Source organism: Streptococcus cristatus AS 1.3089, assembly GCF_000385925.1.
GTDB classification, from domain to species: Bacteria; Bacillota; Bacilli; order Lactobacillales; family Streptococcaceae; genus Streptococcus; species Streptococcus cristatus_B.
This window is the reverse complement of sequence record NC_021175.1, coordinates 1,656,872-1,678,583: the sequence shown is the minus strand read 5'-3', so window position 1 is coordinate 1,678,583 and position 21,712 is coordinate 1,656,872. Positions and strand designations below refer to the sequence as shown.

Annotated in this window: 19 protein-coding genes and 3 pseudogenes; 19 read left to right on the top strand and 3 right to left on the bottom strand. The window is 39.6% G+C overall.

What is annotated here, in order from left to right; genetic code table 11:
- Nucleotides 1-105: 105 nt before the first annotated feature.
- The 14 genes and pseudogenes from I872_RS08275 (at nucleotide 106) to I872_RS12330 (ending at nucleotide 12,380) form a co-directional block, all read left to right on the top strand.
- Nucleotides 106-981 (top strand): DUF4299 family protein, encoded by an 876-nt coding sequence (locus I872_RS08275; RefSeq protein ID WP_015605657.1) that lies wholly within the window; start codon nucleotides 106-108, stop codon nucleotides 979-981.
- Nucleotides 982-1,135: 154 nt separating this feature from the next.
- On the top strand, nucleotides 1,136-2,059 hold the full coding sequence (locus I872_RS08270; protein ID WP_015605656.1) for a helix-turn-helix domain-containing protein: 924 nt from the start codon (nucleotides 1,136-1,138) through the stop codon (nucleotides 2,057-2,059).
- A 142-nt stretch (nucleotides 2,060-2,201) separates the two neighbouring features.
- Nucleotides 2,202-2,423: a hypothetical protein gene (locus I872_RS08265; protein ID WP_015605655.1), complete on the top strand. Its 222-nt coding sequence runs from the start codon at nucleotides 2,202-2,204 to the stop codon at nucleotides 2,421-2,423.
- A complete protein-coding gene (locus I872_RS08260; RefSeq protein WP_015605654.1) occupies nucleotides 2,423-3,013 on the top strand; it encodes a TlpA family protein disulfide reductase in 591 nt (196 codons plus the stop codon). Before I872_RS08265 ends, I872_RS08260 begins: the two co-directional genes overlap by 1 nt.
- A gap of 356 nt (nucleotides 3,014-3,369) precedes the next feature.
- A complete protein-coding gene (locus I872_RS08255; protein WP_015605653.1) occupies nucleotides 3,370-4,233 on the top strand; it encodes an ATP-binding cassette domain-containing protein in 864 nt (287 codons plus the stop codon).
- 23 nt (nucleotides 4,234-4,256) lie between these two features.
- On the top strand, nucleotides 4,257-4,949 hold the full coding sequence (locus I872_RS08250) for an ABC transporter permease (RefSeq protein ID WP_015605652.1): 693 nt from the start codon (nucleotides 4,257-4,259) through the stop codon (nucleotides 4,947-4,949).
- A gap of 8 nt (nucleotides 4,950-4,957) precedes the next feature.
- Nucleotides 4,958-5,356, top strand: coding sequence for a hypothetical protein (locus tag I872_RS08245; protein ID WP_234702195.1), 399 nt, complete (start codon nucleotides 4,958-4,960; stop codon nucleotides 5,354-5,356).
- Between the two features lie 173 nt (nucleotides 5,357-5,529).
- Complete coding sequence (locus I872_RS11095) at nucleotides 5,530-7,560, top strand: ATP-binding cassette domain-containing protein (RefSeq protein ID WP_015605650.1); 2,031 nt, start codon at nucleotides 5,530-5,532, stop codon at nucleotides 7,558-7,560.
- A 290-nt stretch (nucleotides 7,561-7,850) separates the two neighbouring features.
- Nucleotides 7,851-8,123: pseudogene (locus tag I872_RS12545) on the top strand (IS30 family transposase); the annotation flags it as partial.
- Nucleotides 8,124-8,466: 343 nt separating this feature from the next.
- The gene (locus I872_RS08235) at nucleotides 8,467-9,228 is read left to right on the top strand and encodes a nucleoside phosphorylase (protein WP_015605648.1); all 762 of its coding nucleotides are present in this window, start codon (nucleotides 8,467-8,469) and stop codon (nucleotides 9,226-9,228) included.
- Between the two features lie 6 nt (nucleotides 9,229-9,234).
- A pseudogene (locus tag I872_RS12505) lies at nucleotides 9,235-10,089 on the top strand (ATP-binding cassette domain-containing protein); the annotation flags it as partial.
- Between the two features lie 27 nt (nucleotides 10,090-10,116).
- A pseudogene (locus tag I872_RS12500) lies at nucleotides 10,117-10,920 on the top strand (energy-coupling factor ABC transporter ATP-binding protein); the annotation flags it as partial.
- The gene (locus I872_RS08225; protein ID WP_015605646.1) at nucleotides 10,913-11,749 is read left to right on the top strand and encodes an energy-coupling factor transporter transmembrane component T family protein; all 837 of its coding nucleotides are present in this window, start codon (nucleotides 10,913-10,915) and stop codon (nucleotides 11,747-11,749) included. The pseudogene I872_RS12500 and the gene I872_RS08225, both read left to right, overlap by 8 nt.
- A 301-nt stretch (nucleotides 11,750-12,050) precedes the next feature.
- Nucleotides 12,051-12,380: a hypothetical protein gene (locus I872_RS12330; protein ID WP_231913921.1), complete on the top strand. Its 330-nt coding sequence runs from the start codon at nucleotides 12,051-12,053 to the stop codon at nucleotides 12,378-12,380.
- A 123-nt stretch (nucleotides 12,381-12,503) separates the two neighbouring features.
- On the opposite strand, the gene I872_RS08215 is transcribed toward I872_RS12330, so the two are convergent.
- Nucleotides 12,504-12,965, bottom strand: a complete 462-nt coding sequence (locus tag I872_RS08215) for a DUF805 domain-containing protein (RefSeq protein ID WP_015605644.1) — start codon at nucleotides 12,963-12,965, stop codon at nucleotides 12,504-12,506.
- 363 nt (nucleotides 12,966-13,328) lie between these two features.
- On the opposite strand from I872_RS08215, the gene metG reads away from it, so the two are divergent.
- A complete protein-coding gene (gene metG / locus I872_RS08210; RefSeq protein WP_015605643.1) occupies nucleotides 13,329-15,326 on the top strand; it encodes a methionine--tRNA ligase in 1,998 nt (665 codons plus the stop codon).
- A gap of 354 nt (nucleotides 15,327-15,680) precedes the next feature.
- Nucleotides 15,681-16,076: a DUF805 domain-containing protein gene (locus I872_RS08205; RefSeq protein WP_015605642.1), complete on the top strand. Its 396-nt coding sequence runs from the start codon at nucleotides 15,681-15,683 to the stop codon at nucleotides 16,074-16,076.
- A 244-nt stretch (nucleotides 16,077-16,320) separates the two neighbouring features.
- On the opposite strand, the gene I872_RS08200 is transcribed toward I872_RS08205, so the two are convergent.
- Together I872_RS08200 and I872_RS08195 are read right to left on the bottom strand one after the other, a co-directional pair.
- Complete coding sequence (locus I872_RS08200) at nucleotides 16,321-17,526, bottom strand: DUF2974 domain-containing protein (protein WP_041826913.1); 1,206 nt, start codon at nucleotides 17,524-17,526, stop codon at nucleotides 16,321-16,323.
- Between the two features lie 119 nt (nucleotides 17,527-17,645).
- Nucleotides 17,646-18,905 carry an NRAMP family divalent metal transporter gene (locus tag I872_RS08195; protein ID WP_015605640.1) on the bottom strand — a complete coding sequence of 420 codons (1,260 nt, stop codon included), beginning with the start codon at nucleotides 18,903-18,905 and terminating at the stop codon, nucleotides 17,646-17,648.
- Between the two features lie 205 nt (nucleotides 18,906-19,110).
- On the opposite strand from I872_RS08195, the gene I872_RS08190 reads away from it, so the two are divergent.
- The 3 genes from I872_RS08190 to I872_RS08180 all read left to right on the top strand — a co-directional run bounded on the left by I872_RS08190 (nucleotide 19,111) and on the right by I872_RS08180 (nucleotide 21,631).
- Nucleotides 19,111-19,797: a response regulator transcription factor gene (locus tag I872_RS08190; RefSeq protein WP_015605639.1), complete on the top strand. Its 687-nt coding sequence runs from the start codon at nucleotides 19,111-19,113 to the stop codon at nucleotides 19,795-19,797.
- A complete protein-coding gene (locus tag I872_RS08185; RefSeq protein ID WP_015605638.1) occupies nucleotides 19,781-20,761 on the top strand; it encodes a sensor histidine kinase in 981 nt (326 codons plus the stop codon). The genes I872_RS08190 and I872_RS08185 overlap by 17 nt, the downstream gene beginning before the upstream one ends.
- A gap of 111 nt (nucleotides 20,762-20,872) precedes the next feature.
- The gene (locus I872_RS08180) at nucleotides 20,873-21,631 is read left to right on the top strand and encodes a TraX family protein (RefSeq protein WP_015605637.1); all 759 of its coding nucleotides are present in this window, start codon (nucleotides 20,873-20,875) and stop codon (nucleotides 21,629-21,631) included.
- Nucleotides 21,632-21,712: the final 81 nt, after the last annotated feature.

Genomic DNA, 21,712 nt, shown 5'->3' with positions numbered 1-21,712 from the left:
GGGGCTGTTTTTCTATGCTTTTTATCTAAAAATCTAAAGTTTATTTCTGTATCTTTCAGGAAAATAGGTTATACTGTATGTAAACGATTTCAAAGGATGTCGGTTATGGCGAAAACATTTTTTATCCCAAATAAAGAAAGCATTCTAGGACAACAGGAGGTCTTGACTGCCAAGTACATCTTAGCCTTGGTGGAGGGCTCGGAGTCACACAGTTATGATGTGGTCTATCTCCGTCAGCCCCTCAATCGTCTCGAATACATGGAGTGTGGGATTGTAGGCCAGTCGCAATTTCTCTTCAAGGTCAACTATGCAGATAGTCGAAAAGGCTATCAAGTGGTGATTCCAGATTTCCTTACTAGAGCGGACTGGGAGATTGTAGAGCCTCTCCTCCAGGCCCTATCTAGCAAGTTGGGGCAAGCGGTAGAAGGGCTAGAAGGCTTTGACTTTGAAGCTTATTTTCGACAAACGGTCAAGCATTATCTAGTGGATAAGGCGGTTCGTCTAGTATATTGCCAAGAGCTCTTCTCCCCTATCTATCTCAACAAGGAATGCCTCGAGAGATTTTTAGCAGAGGATGGATTGGCATGTTTTGAAGAGCTGGTCAAGAAGGTTCAAGGCTCTGATGCCTACCTTGCCAGCGTAAAATTTTACCCAGATGCTCAAGGTAAGGTGCACGGCATCTATCACCTGGCCCAGGGAGTCAAGACGATTTTGCCAAAGGAGCCCTTTGTACCAGTGCCTTATACCGAGCAGCTGGCCCGCAAGGAGCTTGTTTGGGAGATTGACCTAGTGAAGATTTCTGGTGATGGCTCAAAAGCAGAAGACTACCAAGCCATCGCTCGCTTGGATTATGCAAGATTTTTAGACTTGCTACCAGAAGCATTCTATCAGCAATTAGATGCCAATCAATTAGATGCCAATCAATTAGAAGTACAACCTATTTTGGGACAAGATTTTGAAGGATTAGCACAAGAAAAGTAAAGCAGGTCAACGTCTATTTAGCGTGCGAAAGATAGTTTAGCGTAGTTAAGTTTTGTAATATGAAATTTCAAAAATTGCTTAGTTTAATAAAAAGTAGTAAATTATATCAAAAAATATAATATTGTTCAGTAATTAATTATCAGGAGATCTTAAGATGGATATAAAGAAGGAAGTGGGTAAAAGAATCCGAATGTTGCGAGAGATGAAACATATCACTCGTGAAGCTCTTTGTGATGATGAAACTGAGATAACGGTGCGCCAATTAGCACGGATTGAATCAGGTCAATCTTCTCCTAGTTTATCCAAGGTAGAGTATATAGCTTACAAACTAGGTTGTCCAATTTCACATATAGTAGATATGGATCATATGATTTTACCTTCAGGGTACTTGATATTAAAGGATAAACTAATTAAGTTTCAAACTTATGGAGATGATGATAGGATCCAGGTTAAGGAAGAGTTGTTTGATAGAGTTTACGAACACTATTATGACAGTCTACCTGAGGATGAGCAGATTGCAGTTAGTGCTCTACAAGCTAGTTTTGATGTCTTTGTAAGTGAAGATGCAGGGTTTGGCGATGCTTTGCTTGATGAGTATTTTGAACAAGTAAAGATAAGGAAAAACTATTCGGTGAATGATTTGCTTTTGATAAAGCTGTACTTTGTTTCATGTTTAGCAAGACCGACTGAGTATAATCATGAACTATTTTGGATGCTTTCTAAAAAACTTATGAGAGAAACAAATTCATCAGACTTAGAGACAGCCTATATGTTAAAGAGAACGGTGCTTGATTCTTTAGCTGTTCAATGGATGGAAAAATCTTACTCCACTTTTGAGCCTTATGTTAAGGCAATGAACACATTGATGATTATATCGCAGGATTTTCAAAATAAGCCAATTATTGATATGCTAGATGCTATGTGTACCTTATTTCATAAACAGGATAAGGAAAAAGCTATCCAATTATATGACAGAGCTATTGTTTGTGCTCAAGCATTTGGGGACTCAGTATTAGAAGCGCGTATATTAGGAGAAAAAGAAAAAGATTTAAAAACTTTTGAGGAAATGAAGAGCTGACATGACATTTTTGTCATGTTTTCTTCTTTTTGAAAGCGCTATACTCTAGTCATAAAGAACAAGAGATAAGGAGGAAAGAAAAATGTTTGGATTTGCAGTATTCTTAAGTCTTAGTTTTTGGTTTTCTGGATAGGAGATGGAAATGGAAGATTTTAGTATCTCACTCGAGACTTTTACACAAACTCGCCACAGTCTGATAGTTCGAAATAACACCACTGAGCAAAAGTTGGTACGAATCGAGTTAAACAAGGAGTTATTCCGTTTAGCTATTTTAGATGCAGGTGAAGAGCGTGTTTTAATCTTACCAGAAGAATTATCTATTATTGAAAGCTTTAAAATTTCAGAAGTGGAGGATAGTCAATAATGCCCAAAAAATATGTTGTAGAGACAATGTTTCTTCTTGTGATAGCTTCTTTATTTTTAGCAGGATTTTACTATCAAAACCAGGAATCTCATCATCAAGAAGAAACAAAACAAGAGCTACTTTTAAAAAAAGAAGAGGAAATAAAACAATATATTTCAAAAACTAAAAATACTACATTCAAGAATGCATTGTTAACCTCCAATGAGGGAGCACAGGTTCAATTATCAGATTATAAGTTTAGACCAAAGGTTGTGGTATTTTGGGCTAGTTGGTGTCCTGATTGTCAAAAAGAGCTCCCAATCATTCAGCGACTTTATGATAAATATCAAAATAAAGTTGATTTCTTTATGGTGGATATAGTCGATGGTGAACGTGAAACACTTGAAACCTCTCATAAATTTTTAAGGAATCAGGGTTTCACCTTTCCAATTTATATAGATCAAGATTTACAAGCTTTTAAGTTTTTTGATGTAAAAGCTATCCCAACTATCTTTATAGTGGATAAAGATGGTGTAGTGAAACAAATTTATGTAGAACAAGGAAGCGAAGAAATGTTGTCTAAAGATTTAAAACAGTTAATAAATAATTGAGATGAGAATCTCATTTGGTTATTATAAAAATTTTTAAAAGGAGGGTTTTCTGATGAGAAAACTAACTGGACGTGTCAAAAGACACATTGTAGCAGGTCGCTTTTGTATTATAGGTCTCTCATATGGAAGAGGTATATTTTGCTGGGATTAAATAGGAGGATAAAGTAATGAAAAAACTAAGCAATAAAAATAAAAAGGACATTGTGGCAGGTCAATTTTGTGCACTTTCACCATATGGTATTGTTGGAATGATTGTAGGTATTGGATTCTTCTGCTGGAGTTAACGTAAGCTAAAAATCTCTGGCAAGGTTCACTCCTTGTCAGAGACTTTTTAATATAATGAAAGGAGAGAAACGATGAATCGTGTGATTTTAAGTCTTAAAAATATCGATAAAACATATGGGAAAGAACAGGTTCTCCATAATATTTCCTTTGATATTGAACAAGGAGAAATATGTGGTCTTATCGGTGAAAATGGTGCAGGAAAGACAACGTTAATGAGGATTCTTCTAGGACTAATTCGAGCTGATAAGGGAGAAATCGAGAGTGTTTCGCAGCATAAGATCGGCAGTATTATCGAATCACCTGCCCTCTACCCAAACTTGACTGGACGTCAACACCTGCAATATTATAAAACAAGATTTGGTTTAAAGACAGATATCACAAAAATGTTGGAATTGGTTCACTTGCCTGAACCGTCATGGGATCGAAAAGTAAAAAACTATTCCCTTGGAATGAAGCAGAGGTTATCGATTGCGATTGCGCTTTTGGATAATCCAGAGCTTATTATCTTAGATGAACCCGTGAATGGTTTAGATCCTCAAGGGATTTCAGATTTAAGAAAGATGATTTTGAATTTAAGGGATCAGTTAGGAGTTACTTTTTTAATCTCGAGTCATATTCTGTCAGAATTGGAATTTATAACAGATAAGTATATCATCATGAAAAAAGGAAAGATTCTAAATGTGATGAGTTCAAAAGAGCTAGCGAATGATTTTTCTGAAAAAATTTTCCTAAAGACAAGTGATAATCAGATTCTAAAAATGTTTTTAGAAAAAGAGGGCATTGTTCATTTTGAGCAGGATGACTATCTGGTTGTTACAGAAAAGGAAAAATTAATGCCTATTTTGCAATATAGTGTCGCGTCAAATCTAGTGATACAGGATATTTATATTAAGAAGGAACGCTTTGAGGACTACTATTTGCGTAATATTATCTGATGATTTAAGAAAGGAGGAGAGTCATGAATTCTCTTAAGGCAGATATGTATAAATTTTACTGGGAAAAAAGAGGAGTGCTTCCTAGTTTGTTGATAGGATTATTAATTTTGTTATTCTCCTTGTTTTTTAAGTCATCAAATGAAAATGATCCGGCATTTCGAGTTTTGATTTCAAATGTGAGTGGTTTTATTCCTTTGCTTTTCATCTCTACTAATTTATTTTTCTGGGGAGAAGATTATAGTTTCCGTACGATTAATATTTTGCTCACAAAAGAAAAACAACGATGGAAGTTGTTTTTATATAAAACTTTGGGAACCTTTTGTTTGTCTTTATTATATGTGTCTATTTTTTATAGTTTAACAGCTCTTGTTTATTTGGAAGGGGACATGGTGTTGATTGTTTCGACATTTTTACACCAACTACCATACTATTTGGTTATTATCAGTATCTCGTTATTGATTTTTCAAATATTTGATAAGGTTTATGAGTCATGTATGATTTATACACTCTACATTTTACTATTTGATAACCTATTGGCTTACGTCCTTCCAAATTCTGGTGAGAGTGTGAAAGACTATTTACTTATGACTTTAAATTTGAAAGCTTCCCCTGAGGTAAGTCAATTTACCCTTACAAACGTATGCTATCCTATAGTGGTGAGTATAGCAGTACTTGTGCTTGCGTTAGCTGTATTTAGTAAAAAAGAATTTAAGTAGGAGGACTAATGATGAAAAAAATAGGAATTGTAATTGGGCTGTTGTTACTGTTTGTAGTAGCTGGAATTTTATTAACCTTAAAACGAGGAGAGACGACAATCAGTGTGAAACAATCATGGGCTCTTTCTTCTAAAAGTATTAAAACGTTAGAGTTTTATGGCTCAAAGCAAGCAATTGATGTTAAAGTTCTCAAGAGTGAATCAGATGAAACAAGTGTTCAAATAGAAGGAAAAGTTTCCGAAGAATCAGCGAATAATATATCTAAAAACGTTAAAATGAGTTCAGATAGTCTATATCTACCATTTTCACAACATGGTTTTAATTTGGCTCTGAGTTCAGAAGGGAAAGACAAGTTATATGTAACTATTTCCTTAGGGAAAAATGCTACCTTCGAAAAATATTTATAGATACTCTTGTTGGCGATGTATTTATTACAGTCCCTAAAGATTTTGATGGGATTTATACTTTACATACAAACAATACAGGAGAAATTTAAGGGTTCCTACCACAAATCAAACTTCGAATAGCATCATTGAAGTTGATGGCTATAGTAAGATAAGTGTTGAAAAAGGAGAAAATAATGGTTAGTCACTATAAACAAGCAACTTTGCTGGATTGTGGAATGGCTTGTGTAAAGACAATCATTTCTTACTATTTCCCAAAATTAGAACATTTAGATAGTCTACAATTTGATAATAATAATCACCAAGGACTGTCTTTGTTTGAAATAGAAGATGTATTAAAAAGCTATGGTATTGATGCGGATTCTTATCAAATTGACACTCCTAGTTTGTTAAATAACGTATCATTTCCTTATTTGATGGTAGTAGAAAGAGCTGGTTTACCTCATTATATTGTTGTATTAGATGGAGACAGTAATTCATTGACGGTTTCTGATCCTGCAAATGAGGAAATTGAGAAAATTTCAAGATTAGAACTTTTTAGTCAGAGTGTAGGAATTGTTTTAATTCCCCAAAAGAGTGAGAGTGTTAATTCAGAAGATAGAAAAGCTGCTGTTACGATAAGCTATGTAGATAAGTTGTATCATAGATTTCTAGCTTCACTTGGTTGGAAGAGAAAGTTTGCAATCTTTTTCTTGGGATTAGCTAAAATTAGTTTACCTGTTGCTATTGCTTTTTTACTACAAATAACGATGTCTGGTCTGCTTAACATTCAGTTTAGTATTCAGCTATTTACCCTAGCTTCAATAATATTAGCTTCATATTTGTATTGGCAGTTCTCTATATTAGAAACGAGATTAAAAGGAAAGATTGAGAATGATTTTTTAAATGATATTCTGTCCTCTTTTTATCAGAACCAATTAAATGATTTTTCCTTAACTAAGAATTATGAGTACGTTAGTAGTTATTTTTGGAATTTATTATTATCAGCAACAGGTATTATGCAAAAATTTTACTTAAAGGTGCAGCTTTTAGTGTTTTGTTTGCTACTGTTATTGTTATTAAAAGTGAATATCATAATTTTCGCAGTTACATGCTTATATATAGCTATTCTTGGTTTATATGTTAATTTTGAGATACGTAAAGTTGTAAAAAATCAGCGAGAATTCATTGCTAAGAGTTCTAACTTTAGCTCTCTTGTAGAAAATACAATTTATGGTTTGCAAGATATTATAAGTTTCCAAAAATCTGGCGACTTTATCAAAGAATTTGATAAAAGACTAGATGAACTGTTGGGAACGAAACTAGATAGTACACATATTACCAATAGACTATTAGCTTCTACGCAGATATTTATCGCTTTAACTGGTTCATTTTTGATTGTTACTGTGAATATTATTAGAGATTACGCACATATATCAGAGTATTCAAATAGTATTTTGATTCTATTACTTTTATCCAGCATTTTGAATTCTTTAATTACATCTTGGGTAGCATTGAAAAAAAGTCAATATTCCTTTGAGTTTATTGGACTAGAGGAAGTAGGGCTGGAAAGTAATCTTGTTACAATTCCAGTATCTAAAATTGAACAATTGTCATGCCGAAATTTATATAAAAAATGGGATGAAAAGTTGGTATTTAATAAATTAAATTGTGAGTTTAATAGTGGTGAATTAACCGTCATTATAGGCGGTAATGGAACTGGGAAATCATCTCTTTTGAATATTATTCAGGGATTGTCTTCTCCAACAGAGGGTGATATTGTACTGAATGGGATAGAAAGTTTTTCTACTTTAGAGGAGACTAATATTTTTGATTATTTAAGCGTGTATTCATCTGAATTTCATGTGTTCCCCGGAAGTGTTTCAAAAAATATTAATTTTAACTTATTTAATAAGGAAAACTATGAATTAAATAATTTTGATGGTCTGAATCTCAATGTAGCTCTGAGTCATCAGATTGATGGGAAAGCCACCAATATTTCGCAAGGTCAGAAGCAAAAAATTCTACTCATGAGGAGTTTATCGCAAGAAAAAGATATCTATCTATTCGATGAGCCTACAGGAAATTTGGACAGAAACTCAACTGAATTGTTCCTAAATGAGGTTGAGAAATTAGTGAGCGAGGAAAAGATTGTTATTGTCGTGACTCATGATAAGGATGTTATTGCTAGAGCAAGTAAAGTTATTAATATGGATGAGTTTCATTAACATTTAAAAAATGGAGATTGGTGGTTTCCAATCTTAAGTTTACCTATAACTAGTTTGTATAATATTTGGATTAAAGCATTTCGTAGCAATATTATGATACTAATGAACTCTAGGAATAAAACCCATCCTAGGACAAGATTTTAAAGCATTAGCGCAAGAAAAGTAAAGCAGAAGCAGGTCAATCGACTTGCTTTTTTGGCCTTGAATATACAGTATAAGTGCACAATAAAAAACTCATAAGATTTTCTAGTAAAATAGAATTGAACGAACTAGTTACGAAAGGAAATCTCATGAGCTATCACCATTTTACCATAGAAGAACACGAAAGTATTCTGATTTACCGTGCAAAAGTATTGAATTTCTCTCAAAGAGGGAAATTACTTCATCGTCATCCTTCCAGCATTAGTCGGGAATGGAAATGACATATAAAATCAGCAAGTTATTCTCTCAACAAAGCCCAAGCATCTTATAAACTCGCAAAATCACACTGTGGGCGAAAGAGAAAACTTGAAATAGAACATCATTTAAGCAATACTGTCAAACATCTATTTCTCGATTGCCAAGAGCTTGTTTTGTAGTCTTTGTTCATGCCAAGACTGGACTCAGCCAGTTTAGCTTCCATTTATGGATGAATAATCTTTTTATGTGAAAACTCTCATTCAGATTGAATGCCCTCCGATAGCTAGATATTGATCTAGCGCTTGAGGGGCAGTTGCTTTATCCCAATCTTTTTTGTTTTGAAATGCGCTTGAACCGGTCCTTGCTATAGAGTCTGCCTATATCCTTGGCTAGCTAGAAAATATGCTGGTGATAGTCAGTAGACCACCTTTTTATGATACAATAGTAGGATAGAGTCAGTGGACGCTAGCTGGCTATTTCATGCTAAAGAAAGGGAAAAATAAGTCGATGATTCTTGAAGAGTTTGATCAAAACCGTAAGGCCATCATTAATCCAGAGGATTTGATAGAGCCTATTGAAGGATTTCCGCAGACGGCAGTGTCCTGCTTTGCTCGGGAGACCTTTGCCCGAATGCTGGCGGATTTTGACCATGAGTTGATTACGACGACATCTATGGCCAACATTGAAATTCCTATTTATCGGGTCTTTGCGGATTGTCAGGAGCTAGCTCTTTTCAACGCTCCAGTTGGAGCTTCCGCTTGTGTGGCTATTCTGGAGGATTTGATTGCTTTTGGTATGAGAAAGCTGGTTCTCTTTGGGACTTGTGGTGTGCTGGACGAGGATATCAAAGCAACATCCGTCATTATTCCAACAGCAGCCTTGCGCGATGAGGGGACTAGCTATCATTATCAGCCGGCTAGTTCGGAGATAGCGGTCAATGTTGGCTTGCAGGATTTTCTGGTAAATTTCCTTGAGCGGCGAGGGATTTCCCATAGCTTGGGCAAGGTTTGGACGACCGACGGCATTTTCCGAGAGACTGTGGACAAGCTACGCAGGAGAAAAGAGGCGGGAGCTATCTGTGTGGATATGGAGTGCTCGGCTGTAGCGGCTTTGGCGGCCTTTCGTGGCATTCAAGTTTGCCAGTTCTTTTATGCGGCGGATCATCTGTCTGAGGAGGCTTGGGACATGCGCAATCTGGCTAATCATGCGGACTTAGACGAGAAAGACAAGGTGGCCAATCTGGCGATTCAGATCGCTCTGGCCTTATAGAAAAACATGAAAAAACCAATTATTCAATTTGAAGATTTTAGTTTTCAATATCAGGCTCAGTCGGAGCCGACTTTGAAGCATATCAATCTGACCATTTATGAAGGGGAAAAGGTGCTGCTGATTGGGCCGTCTGGCTCTGGTAAGTCAACCTTGGGCCAGTGTTTAAACGGCATTATTCCCAATATTTACAAGGGACAGGCCAGTGGGCAACTCTTGATTAAGGGGCAGACAGCCTTTGATAGTAGTATTTATGACAAGTCAAATCTTGTCAGCACGGTTTTGCAGGACACGGATGGTCAGTTTATCGGACTCAGTGTAGCAGAGGATCTGGCCTTTGCTCTGGAAAATGATATGGTGGCCTTGCCCTTGATGCGGGAGAAAGTTCTGCGTTGGGCGAAGCAGCTAGATCTAGAGCAGCTTTTGGACCATCGTCCTCAAGACTTGTCTGGCGGGCAGAAGCAGCGGGTCAGTCTGGCGGGTGTCTTGATCGATGAGAGTCCAATTTTGCTGTTTGATGAGCCTTTGGCCAATCTCGATCCCAAGTCTGGTCAAGATACGATTGACTTGATTGATCAGATTCATAGAGAAGCTGCAACCACGACCATCATCATCGAGCACCGCTTGGAAGATGTGCTTTATCGACCTGTTGACCGAGTTGTCCTCGTCAATGATGGTCAGATTCTTTTTAACGGTGCGCCGGATGACTTGCTCAAGACGGACCTCTTAGCAGAAAATGGGATTCGAGAACCTCTCTATATTACAGCTTTGCGGCAGCTTGGTTTTGATGTGGCAAGCGCGACTCATCTGGCTGATTTGACCAAGCTGGAACTTACAGGACTCTCACAGAATCTGACCGAGCAAAAAACAGAGCAGATTGACAGTAGGCATGAAGCTCTTTTAGAACTCGACCATGTTTCCTTTGCCTATCAGAGCGATAGACCTATTTTGCGGGATATCAGTCTGAAGGTTTTCAAGGGTGAGCGGATAGCCATCGTTGGGAAAAATGGGGCTGGCAAGTCTACGCTAGCCAAGGCTCTCTGTCGTTTTATTGATACAGAAGGGGAGTATCGTTGGCAGGGACAGGATATCAAGGGAGACTCTATCAAGGAGCGAGCGGAGCGGATTGGCTATGTCCTGCAAAATCCCAATCAGATGATTTCGACCACAATGATCTTTGATGAAGTAGCGCTGGGACTGCGGTTGCGTGGTTTGGCAGAGGCGGAAATTGAAGAAAGGGTTCATGCTGTGCTCAAAACTTGTGGTCTCTATGAATTCCGCAGTTGGCCGATTTCAGCCCTGTCTTTTGGTCAGAAGAAGCGGGTGACCATTGCTTCTATCTTGGTGCTAAATCCAGAGATTATCCTTTTGGATGAGCCAACAGCTGGTCAGGATCAGCGCCACTATACAGAGATGATGGACTTTCTCGATGAGCTAAACCAGCAGGGACACACGATTATCATGATTACCCATGATATGCAGCTTATGTTGGATTATTCGGATCGGGCCATCGTGGTGGTGGACGGCCAGATTTTAGCAGACCAGTCGCCTGCTCAGATTTTGTCCAATCATGAGTTGATTGCAGCGGCTAATCTAAAGGAGACTTCGATTTTTAGCCTAGCTGAGAAGCTGGGAGTGGATCCGCTAGCTCTGACTCAATTTTACATGCAAAAAAAGGAGGAAAGTCATGTTTAATCAACAAAAATTGATTGGCTACCATGCCGGAAAGACTTTTCTCCATGGTCTGTCTGGTGCCAGCAAACTTATCTTTTTTATCCTAGTTTCGGTGGCAGCCATGATGAGCTACGATACGCGTTTCCTCCTTCTTGTGGCTCTGGCTTCCCTGATGTTATTTCGAGTGTCTGAGATTCGGCTGAAAGATATTTCTTTCGTTCTGGCTTTTGCGGGAACCTTTGCGGCGCTGAATATTCTCATGGTCTATCTATTTGCTCCTCAGTATGGGGTGGAGATTTATGGAGCCAAGAATTTGCTCTGGACAGGATGGGGTGCTTATAATCTCACGCTTCAGGAACTCTTTTATCTCTTGAATCTTTTGCTCAAGTATTTCTCAACGATTCCCCTAGCGGTGATCTTTCTCATGACCACCCATCCCAGTCAATTTGCTTCCAGTCTGAATCAAATCGGCCTTTCTTATAAGATCGCCTATGCGGTCAGTCTGACCCTGCGTTATATTCCGGATTTACAGGAGGAATTTTACCTAATCAAGATGTCTCAAGAGGCGCGTGGACAAGAATTATCCAAGAAAGCTCCCCTCAGCAAACGGGTCAAGGGCAATCTGCAAATCGTCATTCCCCTGATTTTCAGCTCGCTCGAGCGAATCAATACTATCGCAACGGCCATGGAGCTGCGCCGCTTTGGGGAAAACAAGAAGCGGACCTGGTACACCCAGCAAGCCTTCAGCAAGCTAGACAAACTTGTAATCGTGGTGTCTGTCCTTCTACTAGCCCTCAGCCTTCTTCTTTTCGTTGTCAATCAAGGACGCTTTTATAATCCTTGGGCCTAGGCTAAAGGTGGAAAACTAGCCAGGTTTGGATTGAGAGGATCAATCGGTGCAAGAAAAAATAAATTTTAAATTTTATAAGGAATTACTTTTTCCTGTTTTTTGTGGTCTAGGGGCTTTCGTTTTGCTCTTGGCTTTGTCACAGACAGATGAAGTCGGGGGAAGAATGATCCTGATTTCAATCATCTTGCTAATAGGGATGAGTGGTCTCTTTACTTGCCTTGCTATAGTCAATAGAGAAAAGAGTTTGCGACGCTGTCAAGAACTTTATTCTCACTTTCCAGAGCTTGAAAAGGATTTTCAATTGATTTATAGTAACTCTCGTTATGCGCATGAAAGTCTATCTCTCTATCTCTACAAGGATGCTATCATACGGGTGGATGGTTATTTCCAATTTCTTAGGCTTTCTGATTTAGCTGATGTGACCATTAAGATTGAGGAGGTGGAAGAAACAAGGTATGTAAAAATTCATCACCTTTATCTGTATTACAATCCAATGAGTTCTAACAAAGATATTCGTCTGGCTTTTGGGCCTTATACGGATCAAAAATATATTGACTTATTACAGTTTTTAGATGTGATGAATCAAGTTGCTCCTTGGATTCGAATCTATAATGAAGCTGTGGAAAAATAGTATGGTCTAACAAACATAAAAAATCAGATGAATTTAACAGGCCTCCCAAAGAGTTAGACACAAAAATCTAACCTTTAGGGAGGCCTGTTAAAGTAGAATGCTTTTTGCTTGTTTCAATGGACTTTACTCGTTTTCAGTTGTTACAAAATTTTGTTGGTAATTTTGCTGCTCTTGATAGGGATTTTGGCTAAATTGCTGATCTTGGTAGTCTGTATTATTATAGGAATCATTGCTAAGGAGTTCATATTTTGTAGGCTGACAATAAAAAATAAACAGAATAAAATAGCCAAAAAGTGGGACCAAGTACAAAAAGAGAAGAGCCCAATGATAGCCACCATCTCGCAATCGTCGAACTTTAATGGCGAGAGAGGGAAGCAGAATTGCAATGTAATAGACAACCATCAGGCCAGAAAATAAGGATCCTCCAATCTCAGAGTTCAAAACCGTCTCAATCAGAAGAGCAGTACAAAGTATTAGTATTATTACTAAAAAATGGCAGAGAATGGGCCACCAATATTCTGGGCGAGTTGAGCGACCAGTGAAATCCACATAGCCCTTCCAAAATTTTTTATATGCATCAATCATGTAGTAATCTCCTTAAATATTTTTATATATTCTACTATATTTAGCAAGAATTGGCAAGTTTTGGGGAAATAGCGATCTTTGGCTAGAATAAAATAGATGGCTAAATCAAGCTGTTTTATTATAGCCCTAGAGAAAAATTATGAACAAACTAAGAAGCTTGTTTCTCAACTGATTTGATGAATAGAGCTGTTATTTACTATTACTATTGTCGAAAGAAACTATGGAATAAAACCTATCGTCCTTATTTATTTGAAGAGAAGAAGGCCTAAAATCAATGTCAGTTATCCTCTTTCAATCGCTAGGAAATATGATATAATGAAGTGTTATCAAAAAAGGTTTCATTAGCCTTGAAAGGATTAAAAAATGACTACAAAACAACCGTTTTATATTACGACACCTATTTACTACCCGTCTGGCAAGCTCCACATTGGCTCTGCCTATACGACCATTGCCTGTGATGTTCTGGCTCGCTACAAGCGCCTCATGGGCCATGATGTTTTCTATCTGACTGGTCTTGATGAGCACGGTCAAAAAATCCAGCAAAAAGCTGAAGAAGCTGGTATCAGTCCGCAGGCTTATGTTGATGGCATGGCAGTTGGGGTCAAGGAACTCTGGAAACTGCTGGATATTTCTTACGATAAATTTATCCGGACGACAGATGACTACCACGAAAAGGTTGTAGCCGATGTCTTTGAAAGACTCTTGGCCCAAGATGATATCTATTTGGGTGAATATTCAGGCTGGTATTCTGTATCTGATGAGGAATTCTTTACTGAAAGCCAGCTGGCAGAAGTCTTCCGTGATGAAAATGGGAAAGTAACTGGCGGAATCGCGCCATCTGGACATGAAGTGGAGTGGGTGTCAGAAGAGTCTTATTTCCTGCGTCTCAGCAAGTACCAAGACCGCTTGGTAGAATTTTTCAAATCTCAGCCAGACTTTATCACACCTGATGGTCGACTCAATGAAATGCTGAAAAACTTCATCGAGCCAGGTTTGGAAGATTTGGCAGTTTCTCGTACAACCTTTACATGGGGAGTACCAGTCCCATCAAATCCTAAACACGTTGTCTATGTTTGGTTTGATGCCCTGCTCAACTATGTGACAGCTCTTGGCTACGGTCAAGATGAGCACGGGAACTTTGACAAATTCTGGAACGGAACAGTCTTCCACATGGTGGGCAAGGACATTCTGCGTTTCCACTCCATCTACTGGCCAATCCTTCTGATGATGTTGGATATCAAATTGCCTGAACGTTTGATTGGTCACGGTTGGTTTGTCATGAAGGATGGCAAGATGTCCAAGTCTAAGGGCAATGTGGTCTATCCTGAAATGCTGGTAGAACGCTATGGTTTGGATGCTCTGCGCTATTACCTCATGCGCAGTCTTCCAGTTGGCTCAGACGGAACTTTCACGCCAGAAGATTATGTTGGCCGTATCAACTATGAGCTGGCCAATGACCTAGGAAACCTCCTCAACCGTACGGTTTCTATGATTAACAAGTACTTTGATGGTCAGGTGCCAGCTTATGAAGAAAATGTGACGGACTTTGACGGAGCTCTGGCTCAAGTAGCAGCTGAGTCCATCGCTGACTACTACAAACACATGGATGCAGTTGACTACCCACGCGCGCTGGAAGCAGTCTGGACGCTCATCTCCCGCACCAATAAATACATCGATGAAACAGCTCCTTGGGTTCTGGCTAAGGATGAAGCCATGGTCAAAGAACTGGCAGCAGTTATGAGCCACTTAGCAGCGAGTCTGCGTGTTGTGGCGCACTTGATTGAGCCGTTTATGATGACAACCAGCAAGGCTGTTCTCAGTCAACTGGGCTTGCCTCAAGCAGTTTCGTTGGAAAACCTAGCAATTGACCAGCTCCCAGCAGGTCTGACAGTTGTAGAAAAAGGAACGCCAATCTTCCCACGTCTGGATATGGAAGAAGAAATTGCCTATATCAAAGAACAAATGGAAGGCAACAAACCTGCGGTTGAAAAGGAATGGAAGCCAGAAGAAGTCGAGCTCAAACTTAATCGTAGCGCCATCAAATTTGACGACTTTGATAAGGTAGAAATCCGAGTTGCAGAAGTCAAAGAAGTTTCTAAGGTTGAAGGCTCTGATAAGCTGCTCCAATTCCGCTTGGATGCAGGAGACGGCGAAGACCGCCAAATCCTCTCTGGTATTGCCAAATACTATCCAAACGAGCAAGAACTGGTCGGTAAAAAAGTCCAAATCGTAGCCAACCTCAAACCCCGCAAAATGATGGGCCGTATCAGTCAAGGTATGATTCTCTCAGCCGAGCACGGTGACCAACTGACTCTCCTAACTGTAGACGAGAAAGTACCAAATGGAAGTTTGATTGGGTAGAGAATTTTGTAGTCCATTATTTTAATTGATAACATTCGTGTTAATTTCATCTAATGTAAAGCCCCCAGCAAGCTTATTTTGCTGAGGGCTCTTTTGATAGCATAAGAAAATTGGTAGAAAATAAAGGAAGTGGAGAAAGTCCTAAGTATCTGGAAATTCATGATTCAGGATTATGAAATAGTGATAGTCCTTGTCTTAAACTGAGGGAAAAGAAGAATTTGTTAGAGTAGCTTTCCTCAGTTGATGTGGATTAAGGTACATGGTATTTCTTTATAGAAGAAAGTTTTTTTCTGAAAATCTTGTAAAAATGTGTTAGATATGATAAACTGATAAAAAAGTAAAGAGGTTTGTTTTATGATTAATGCTTATAAAAATTTTGTCAAAGGCTATTGGGATTTTTCTGGTCGCTCTACACGTTCTGAGTACTGGTGGATTTACCTAACCAATTTTATTCTTGCTGTTTTTTTGTACATGATAATTTACTCAACTGTAGTATCTAATCCAAACAGTATTGAGGCAATTGAAACAGTAAATTCCTTGACTAATTTTGGTATCATTTGGTTAGTCATCTTTTTCTTGCCTGCCTTAGCTCTAACCATTCGTCGTCTACGAGATGCTGGTTTTCACTGGGCTCTGATTTTTATCACTTTTATTCCTTGGGTAGGCTCAATTGCACTCCTTGTTTTGTTAGCTTTTCCAAGCAATAATATTGTAGAATTAGATGTTAAAACCGACCAAGAAACGCAGTAATTTAATGATTAAGCAAGAAAAATAGTATGCTTAGTCATTATGCTACTTGCATCAACTGTTTTTCTCGTACGATGGTGTTTGATAGTGGATTTCTGGTTTCTCTTTGTTGAGAGCTCAGCTTGCTTCAAATTTTAGAGAATTCACTTATTAGCCATAATAAAACACTCCTGAATCTAGTTTTCTAGATTTTGACAGGAGTGTTTTTCTTTTATATTAGAGAATTGCCAAGTGCTGTATTTATAGCTTATTGCTCATTGGGTTCATCTGTTTGAGCGGGATCATTGCTTGTGAAAGGAAGATTCTTAGTGAATTCGGATAGATTTTCCTTGACCTCTTGGACAAGTTTGCTAGGCTTCAGCAGGTTTATGTCGTCTTTCCAAGACTGGTAGCGCATGTCTACCAGTAGTTTGGCTAATCGCGTCAGCATTTCCCGCTCATGGTCTGTGAGGGCGTTAGCATTTTCAAAAACAGCTAAGATTTTGTTGAAATTTTCCAGCTTGGTGAGGTCATTAATGGAGCTGATACCAGCATCTAGGATGAGACCGAAAAAGAGGTCAAAAAAGTCTTTTAATTCCTCATCAGAAACGCTATCAACCCAGTTTTTCAGAGTTTTATCTACTTGAAGGCTGTCTGGATTGAGGTTGTCCAGTAGGACAAAAGTCTGGTCACTGATCTGCCAAGTGAAGGTATCGTGCTGGGCCAGACCGCCGATAGCTGTACTTTTGACAATCTGAGCCTGCTTGGGTGTTTCGAGCATCATTCCGACGATAGAGCCTTGCGGAATGTAGCGCTTTATCTTGTCTGAAATAGTTTGGTAGCCTTGACTGGTGATGACCGAGTGATTCAGTCCAGGGGCATCATAGCTGTAAATGATCTGAATCCGCTCTTGATATTCTGGCTCGATCTGACTAGCAGCGTAGGAGGCTAGATTTCCGCCCTTTGAGTGACCAGTCAGGATGAACTGACCAGGCAGAACATCCATGGCTTTTCGCAGATAATTGACCGCCGTTTTTTGAGCTGGTACCTGATCCATATAAGTCATGTGGAAGTCCTCTTTCCAGCCAATAATGGAATCATCAGTTCCGCGGAAGGTCAGGACATAACTATCGGGCTTGATTTTGAAGATCATAGCTGCAAACTGCTTTTGGACATCAGGGTCAATATCATTGACATAGCCCATGAGCTTGATATTTTTGAAGCGGGTTGAGCTAGCTACCTTTTCTAAAAGTTTCAGACGATTTTTAGTCACCAACATGGACAAATCTTGGGGCATCTTTTCAGCAGCTTCAAACAAGCGGCAAGTACAATCAGGGGATATCTGATCAGACACAATCTGGTCAAAAGGCAGATAAGTTATCTCCGTCAGCATCAGCATATCCAGTTCATTAAAGGGGGTGTCGTAGATACTGTCGTAAGCTACTTGGTCTAGGTAATCAAAAATTATTCCCATATCGTTCTCCATATTCTATCTTCTTACAGTATAGCATAAGTAGGGGCTAGTTGTCAGAAAGGGAAAAAGAAAAGAGCGGAAAGCTGAAGATATTCTTCAGTATTTCCAGCTCTTTTGATCTAGTAAGCTTTACCGATGAGGATGGCGTAGATAAAGAATAAAGCGAAGCTAAAGAGGAAGATCAAACCAAGGATGGAAAGACCTTTTAGCCATTTACCCAGATGTTTATTTTCGCTCGTAACGAGGAGATAGTTTAGAAGGGCAAAAAATGGAGTCGTCAGGAAGGAAGCAATCATGGCAAAACGAAGCATGAGGGCCACACTACCTTGGAAGAAGTAGATGATAATGCCACCGATAATGGCTGTAGCTGTCATCCAGATATGCAGATTTTTTTGAGAAGTCTTCTCTTCATTGAGAAGGAGGCGTAGGGATTCAGCGTTTACACGAGAATAGCCATCGATAACGGTAATAACGGTACCGAAGATACAGAGAAAGGCAATGAAAGTAATCAGAATCCGTGTCCAATCACCAAGGACAGATGCGTACATCCCAACGAATTGCTGGATGTAGGCAGCCCCAGCATCCTGAACTGCTTGACCAGTTGGATACTGGATAAGAGCGCCCATAGCGACGAAGAAGATGGCCAGAATGGCCGTTCCAATATAACCAACATTAAAGTCAAAAAGTCCGTCCGTGACAGAGATATTAACAGATTTTCCTTTCTCAGCAGTCCAGAGGGAGTTGATTGCTGAAATCTCGATTGGAGCTGGCATCCAGCCCATGAGAGAAACGATGAAAGGTAAGGCAGCCATCTGCCAAGGTGTCTTTTCAACGAAGTCTGCTCCGTACTCAGGATGCTTGATAATGGCAACGATGACCGCAATAACGGTTGCAAAGGTTAGAGCGGACATGATCCATTTGGCAAGGCCATCAAGGAACTTGTAGCCACCAAAGAGTAGCATTGCCCAGATCAGGATGATGAGAATCAGCGACCATTGAGTAATACTGAGCCCAAGGGCATTTGGAAAGGCGCTGGCGATGATAGCAGCACAGAGAATCCCGACCCCTGCTGTATTGACCAAGGCGGAGAAGACATTTAAAACGAAGAAGATGCCCAAGTAGACTTTTCCTTTTTGAGCATAGCCTTCAACCAGGCTATGACCAGTTTCTAAGGTGTACTCAGCACCGAAGCGGAAGAAGGGATATTTGAAGAGGTTGGCCAAGATGACCAGTCCCATCAAAGCCCAGCCATACTTGGCGCCTGCTTGAGCCGAGGAAACAATGTGAGAGCCACCAACAGCAGCAGAGGCCATGAGGATCCCGGGACCGAGGGCTTTCAGTTTTGACTGCCAGGTAGATGTCTGAGTTTGTTCTAGCATAATAATCTCCTTATTATAAAAAATGAATTTTCAGACAATTCTGAATGTAGTGTTATTTTATCTTTTTACTCTATTTTTGTCAACACTTCTTGAATGATTTCTTGAAAATTTCTGAAAACAATATGATTTTCAAACTAAAAAAGTCTCTGTGATTTAAGGGAGAATTTGATATAATAGCAGTAAGAAAAATGAGTGAGGAAATGGAATGCACAAGATTTTACTGGTCGAGGATGATGCGGTTATCCGTCAAATGATCAAAAAAATGCTGGAGCAGTGGGGCTATCAGGTTGTGGCGATTGAGGATTTCATGCAGGTTTTGACGACCTTTGTCAAGGAGGAGCCCCAGCTGGTGCTGATGGATATTGGTCTGCCCCTCTTTAACGGCTACCATTGGTGCCAGGAAATTCGGAAGATTTCGACGGTGCCAATTATGTTTCTATCTTCGCGCGACCAGTCCATGGATATCGTCATGGCCATCAATATGGGCGCAGATGACTATGTGACCAAGCCTTTTGATAATAATGTCTTTCTGGCAAAAGTTCAAGGCCTGCTGAGGCGATCGTATGAGTTTGGAACGGATCAAAGCCTTTTGGAATATCAGGGCGTGATTTTAAATCTTAAGTCCATGGATTTGGTCTATGAGGGCGAGCTTGTAACGTTGACCAAGAATGAATTTCAGATCTTGCGGGTGCTCTTTGAGCATTCCGGTAGTATCGTGGCGCGTGATGACTTGATGAAGGAGCTCTGGAACAGTGATTTCTTTATAGATGACAATACCTTGTCTGTCAATGTTGCCCGTTTGCGCAAGAAGCTGGAGGAGCACGGTCTGAAGTATTTCATTGAGACGAAAAAAGGGATAGGGTACGGTTTGACCAATGGACATGCAGGATAAATTTTTCTTTTTGAGACACCATCTCTATTCTCGTCGCTTCATTTTGTCGCTCTTGTTAGTTATATTTTCGGTTATGGGGATGTTTGCCTTTATTTTCGAGGATGGGCGCAGTCTACTAGAGTATCAGCTGCTCTTAGCCTTCCTCCTCGCTAGCTTTTTCTTGGGAATGGATCTAGCTAGCGCCTATAAGGACTACCGCAACCAGCTCTTCTACGCCTCAGGTCGGCCTCAGACAGCCTTAGAGGCTCTCCTTTTTGAGAAACTGGCTCTTTTGGAAATGGATAAGAAGAACCGTGCGATTGAGGAGAGGGAGAAGTTAAATGACCTGATGGACTATTATACGCTCTGGGCTCATCAGATCAAGACGCCTATTGCGGCTAGTTCCTTGCTGGTTGGAGAGATTGAGGACAAGAAGGTCAAGAACCAGCTGGAGCAAGAGCTCTTTAAGATCGAGTCCTATGTCAATATCGTCTTGCAGTACCTTCGTTTGGAGAGTTTCCACGAGGATTTGGTCTTGAAAAAGGAAAATGTTGAAGATTTGGTCAAGGAGATTGTCAAGAAATATGCGATTTTCTTTATCCAAAAGGACCTGAGTCTCAGTCTGCATGATCTGGACCGAACCATCATCACAGATAAGAAATGGTTCGTCGTTATTTTGGAGCAAGTGCTGTCGAATAGTCTGAAATACACCAGTCAAGGCGGAATTGAAATTTATTTTCAGGAGGATACGCTTTATATCAAGGACAGCGGTCTGGGCATTCAGGATGCGGATTTGTTGCGGGTTTTCGAGCGAGGATTTTCGGGCTATAATGGCCGTTTGACCCAGCAGTCGTCTGGTTTGGGGCTTTATCTGTCCAAGAAAATCGCAGATGAGCTAGGGCACCAGATCAGCATCGCTTCGCAGGTCGGAAAGGGAACAACTGTCATGATTAGCTTTTCAGAGAAGAAGATGATATTTGAATAAGGCATTCTTACAAATTTGTAAGATTGGTAAGTGAAATTGAAAGGTTAGGTTATGGTACCGGCCTTTCTTTTTTTGTAAGATAGATGTATAAAGAAGACAAGGAGATATGAAATGAAAACAAGAGGATTAAATGCATTCCAACTCAAGCTTTTCATGGCCTTTTTAATGGTTTTTGATCATATTGGTAAGATTCCAGGGCTTTTGCCGACGGGCTGGGACGGGATTTTTCACCTGCTGACCCGCTGTGTAGCCGCTTGGTTTGCTTTTAGCGCAGTAGAAGGCTTTCTGCATACGCGTAATCGCTTGGCCTACAATGCACGCTTGTTTATCTGGGCGGCTATCATGCAGCTGGGCAATAGTATCCTGACCATGCTCTTTCATAGCAAGGGAATTCATCTTGAGAATAATATCTTTCTCAGCTTAGCCTGCGGCGTTCTAGTACTTAATCTTGTATTTGGTTTTTCCAAAAATGGTGAAGAGGTTATGGATGAGAAGCGCTATTTGCGGATTGGAGCAGCAGTCTTAATTGGTTTGGCAGGAGTTTTTTTGACAGAAGGTGGCATGACCATTATTCCTTTGATGCTGATTAGCTATATCTTCCGCAATCAGCCTGCCCTCAGAACTCTTTCTTACATTGTCTTGACTTTTCTACTCTTCTGTCTGAGCATTGAAATCTACCCAACCATGGGAGCGACCCTTTCGATGATGCTCTACAATTCAGACTGGGCCTTTATTACCGTCTTACCCTTCCTCCGTCTCTACAATGGCGAGCGAGGCTACAATGGCAAGTGGGGCAAGTATTTCTTTTATATCTTTTACCCAGCCCATCTCTGGATCATCGCACTGATTGCTTATCTGGTGCAGAGATAAAAATATTGGCATTTAAAAATTAGTAAATATGGAAATAAAGTTGTTTCTGTATTAAAATGGAATTATAGAAAAGGAGATCAT

Coding starts and splice junctions, on each gene's coding strand:
- I872_RS08275 (WP_015605657.1), top strand. CDS start 106: ATGGCGAAAACATTTTTTATCCCAAATAAAGAAAGCATTCTAGGACAA.
- I872_RS08270 (WP_015605656.1), top strand. CDS start 1,136: ATGGATATAAAGAAGGAAGTGGGTAAAAGAATCCGAATGTTGCGAGAG.
- I872_RS08265 (WP_015605655.1), top strand. CDS start 2,202: ATGGAAGATTTTAGTATCTCACTCGAGACTTTTACACAAACTCGCCAC.
- I872_RS08260 (WP_015605654.1), top strand. CDS start 2,423: ATGCCCAAAAAATATGTTGTAGAGACAATGTTTCTTCTTGTGATAGCT.
- I872_RS08255 (WP_015605653.1), top strand. CDS start 3,370: ATGAATCGTGTGATTTTAAGTCTTAAAAATATCGATAAAACATATGGG.
- I872_RS08250 (WP_015605652.1), top strand. CDS start 4,257: ATGAATTCTCTTAAGGCAGATATGTATAAATTTTACTGGGAAAAAAGA.
- I872_RS08245 (WP_234702195.1), top strand. CDS start 4,958: ATGATGAAAAAAATAGGAATTGTAATTGGGCTGTTGTTACTGTTTGTA.
- I872_RS11095 (WP_015605650.1), top strand. CDS start 5,530: ATGGTTAGTCACTATAAACAAGCAACTTTGCTGGATTGTGGAATGGCT.
- I872_RS08235 (WP_015605648.1), top strand. CDS start 8,467: ATGATTCTTGAAGAGTTTGATCAAAACCGTAAGGCCATCATTAATCCA.
- I872_RS08225 (WP_015605646.1), top strand. CDS start 10,913: ATGTTTAATCAACAAAAATTGATTGGCTACCATGCCGGAAAGACTTTT.
- I872_RS08215 (WP_015605644.1), bottom strand. CDS start 12,965: ATGATTGATGCATATAAAAAATTTTGGAAGGGCTATGTGGATTTCACT.
- metG (WP_015605643.1), top strand. CDS start 13,329: ATGACTACAAAACAACCGTTTTATATTACGACACCTATTTACTACCCG.
- I872_RS08205 (WP_015605642.1), top strand. CDS start 15,681: ATGATTAATGCTTATAAAAATTTTGTCAAAGGCTATTGGGATTTTTCT.
- I872_RS08200 (WP_041826913.1), bottom strand. CDS start 17,526: ATGGGAATAATTTTTGATTACCTAGACCAAGTAGCTTACGACAGTATC.
- I872_RS08195 (WP_015605640.1), bottom strand. CDS start 18,905: ATGCTAGAACAAACTCAGACATCTACCTGGCAGTCAAAACTGAAAGCC.
- I872_RS08190 (WP_015605639.1), top strand. CDS start 19,111: ATGCACAAGATTTTACTGGTCGAGGATGATGCGGTTATCCGTCAAATG.
- I872_RS08185 (WP_015605638.1), top strand. CDS start 19,781: ATGGACATGCAGGATAAATTTTTCTTTTTGAGACACCATCTCTATTCT.
- I872_RS08180 (WP_015605637.1), top strand. CDS start 20,873: ATGAAAACAAGAGGATTAAATGCATTCCAACTCAAGCTTTTCATGGCC.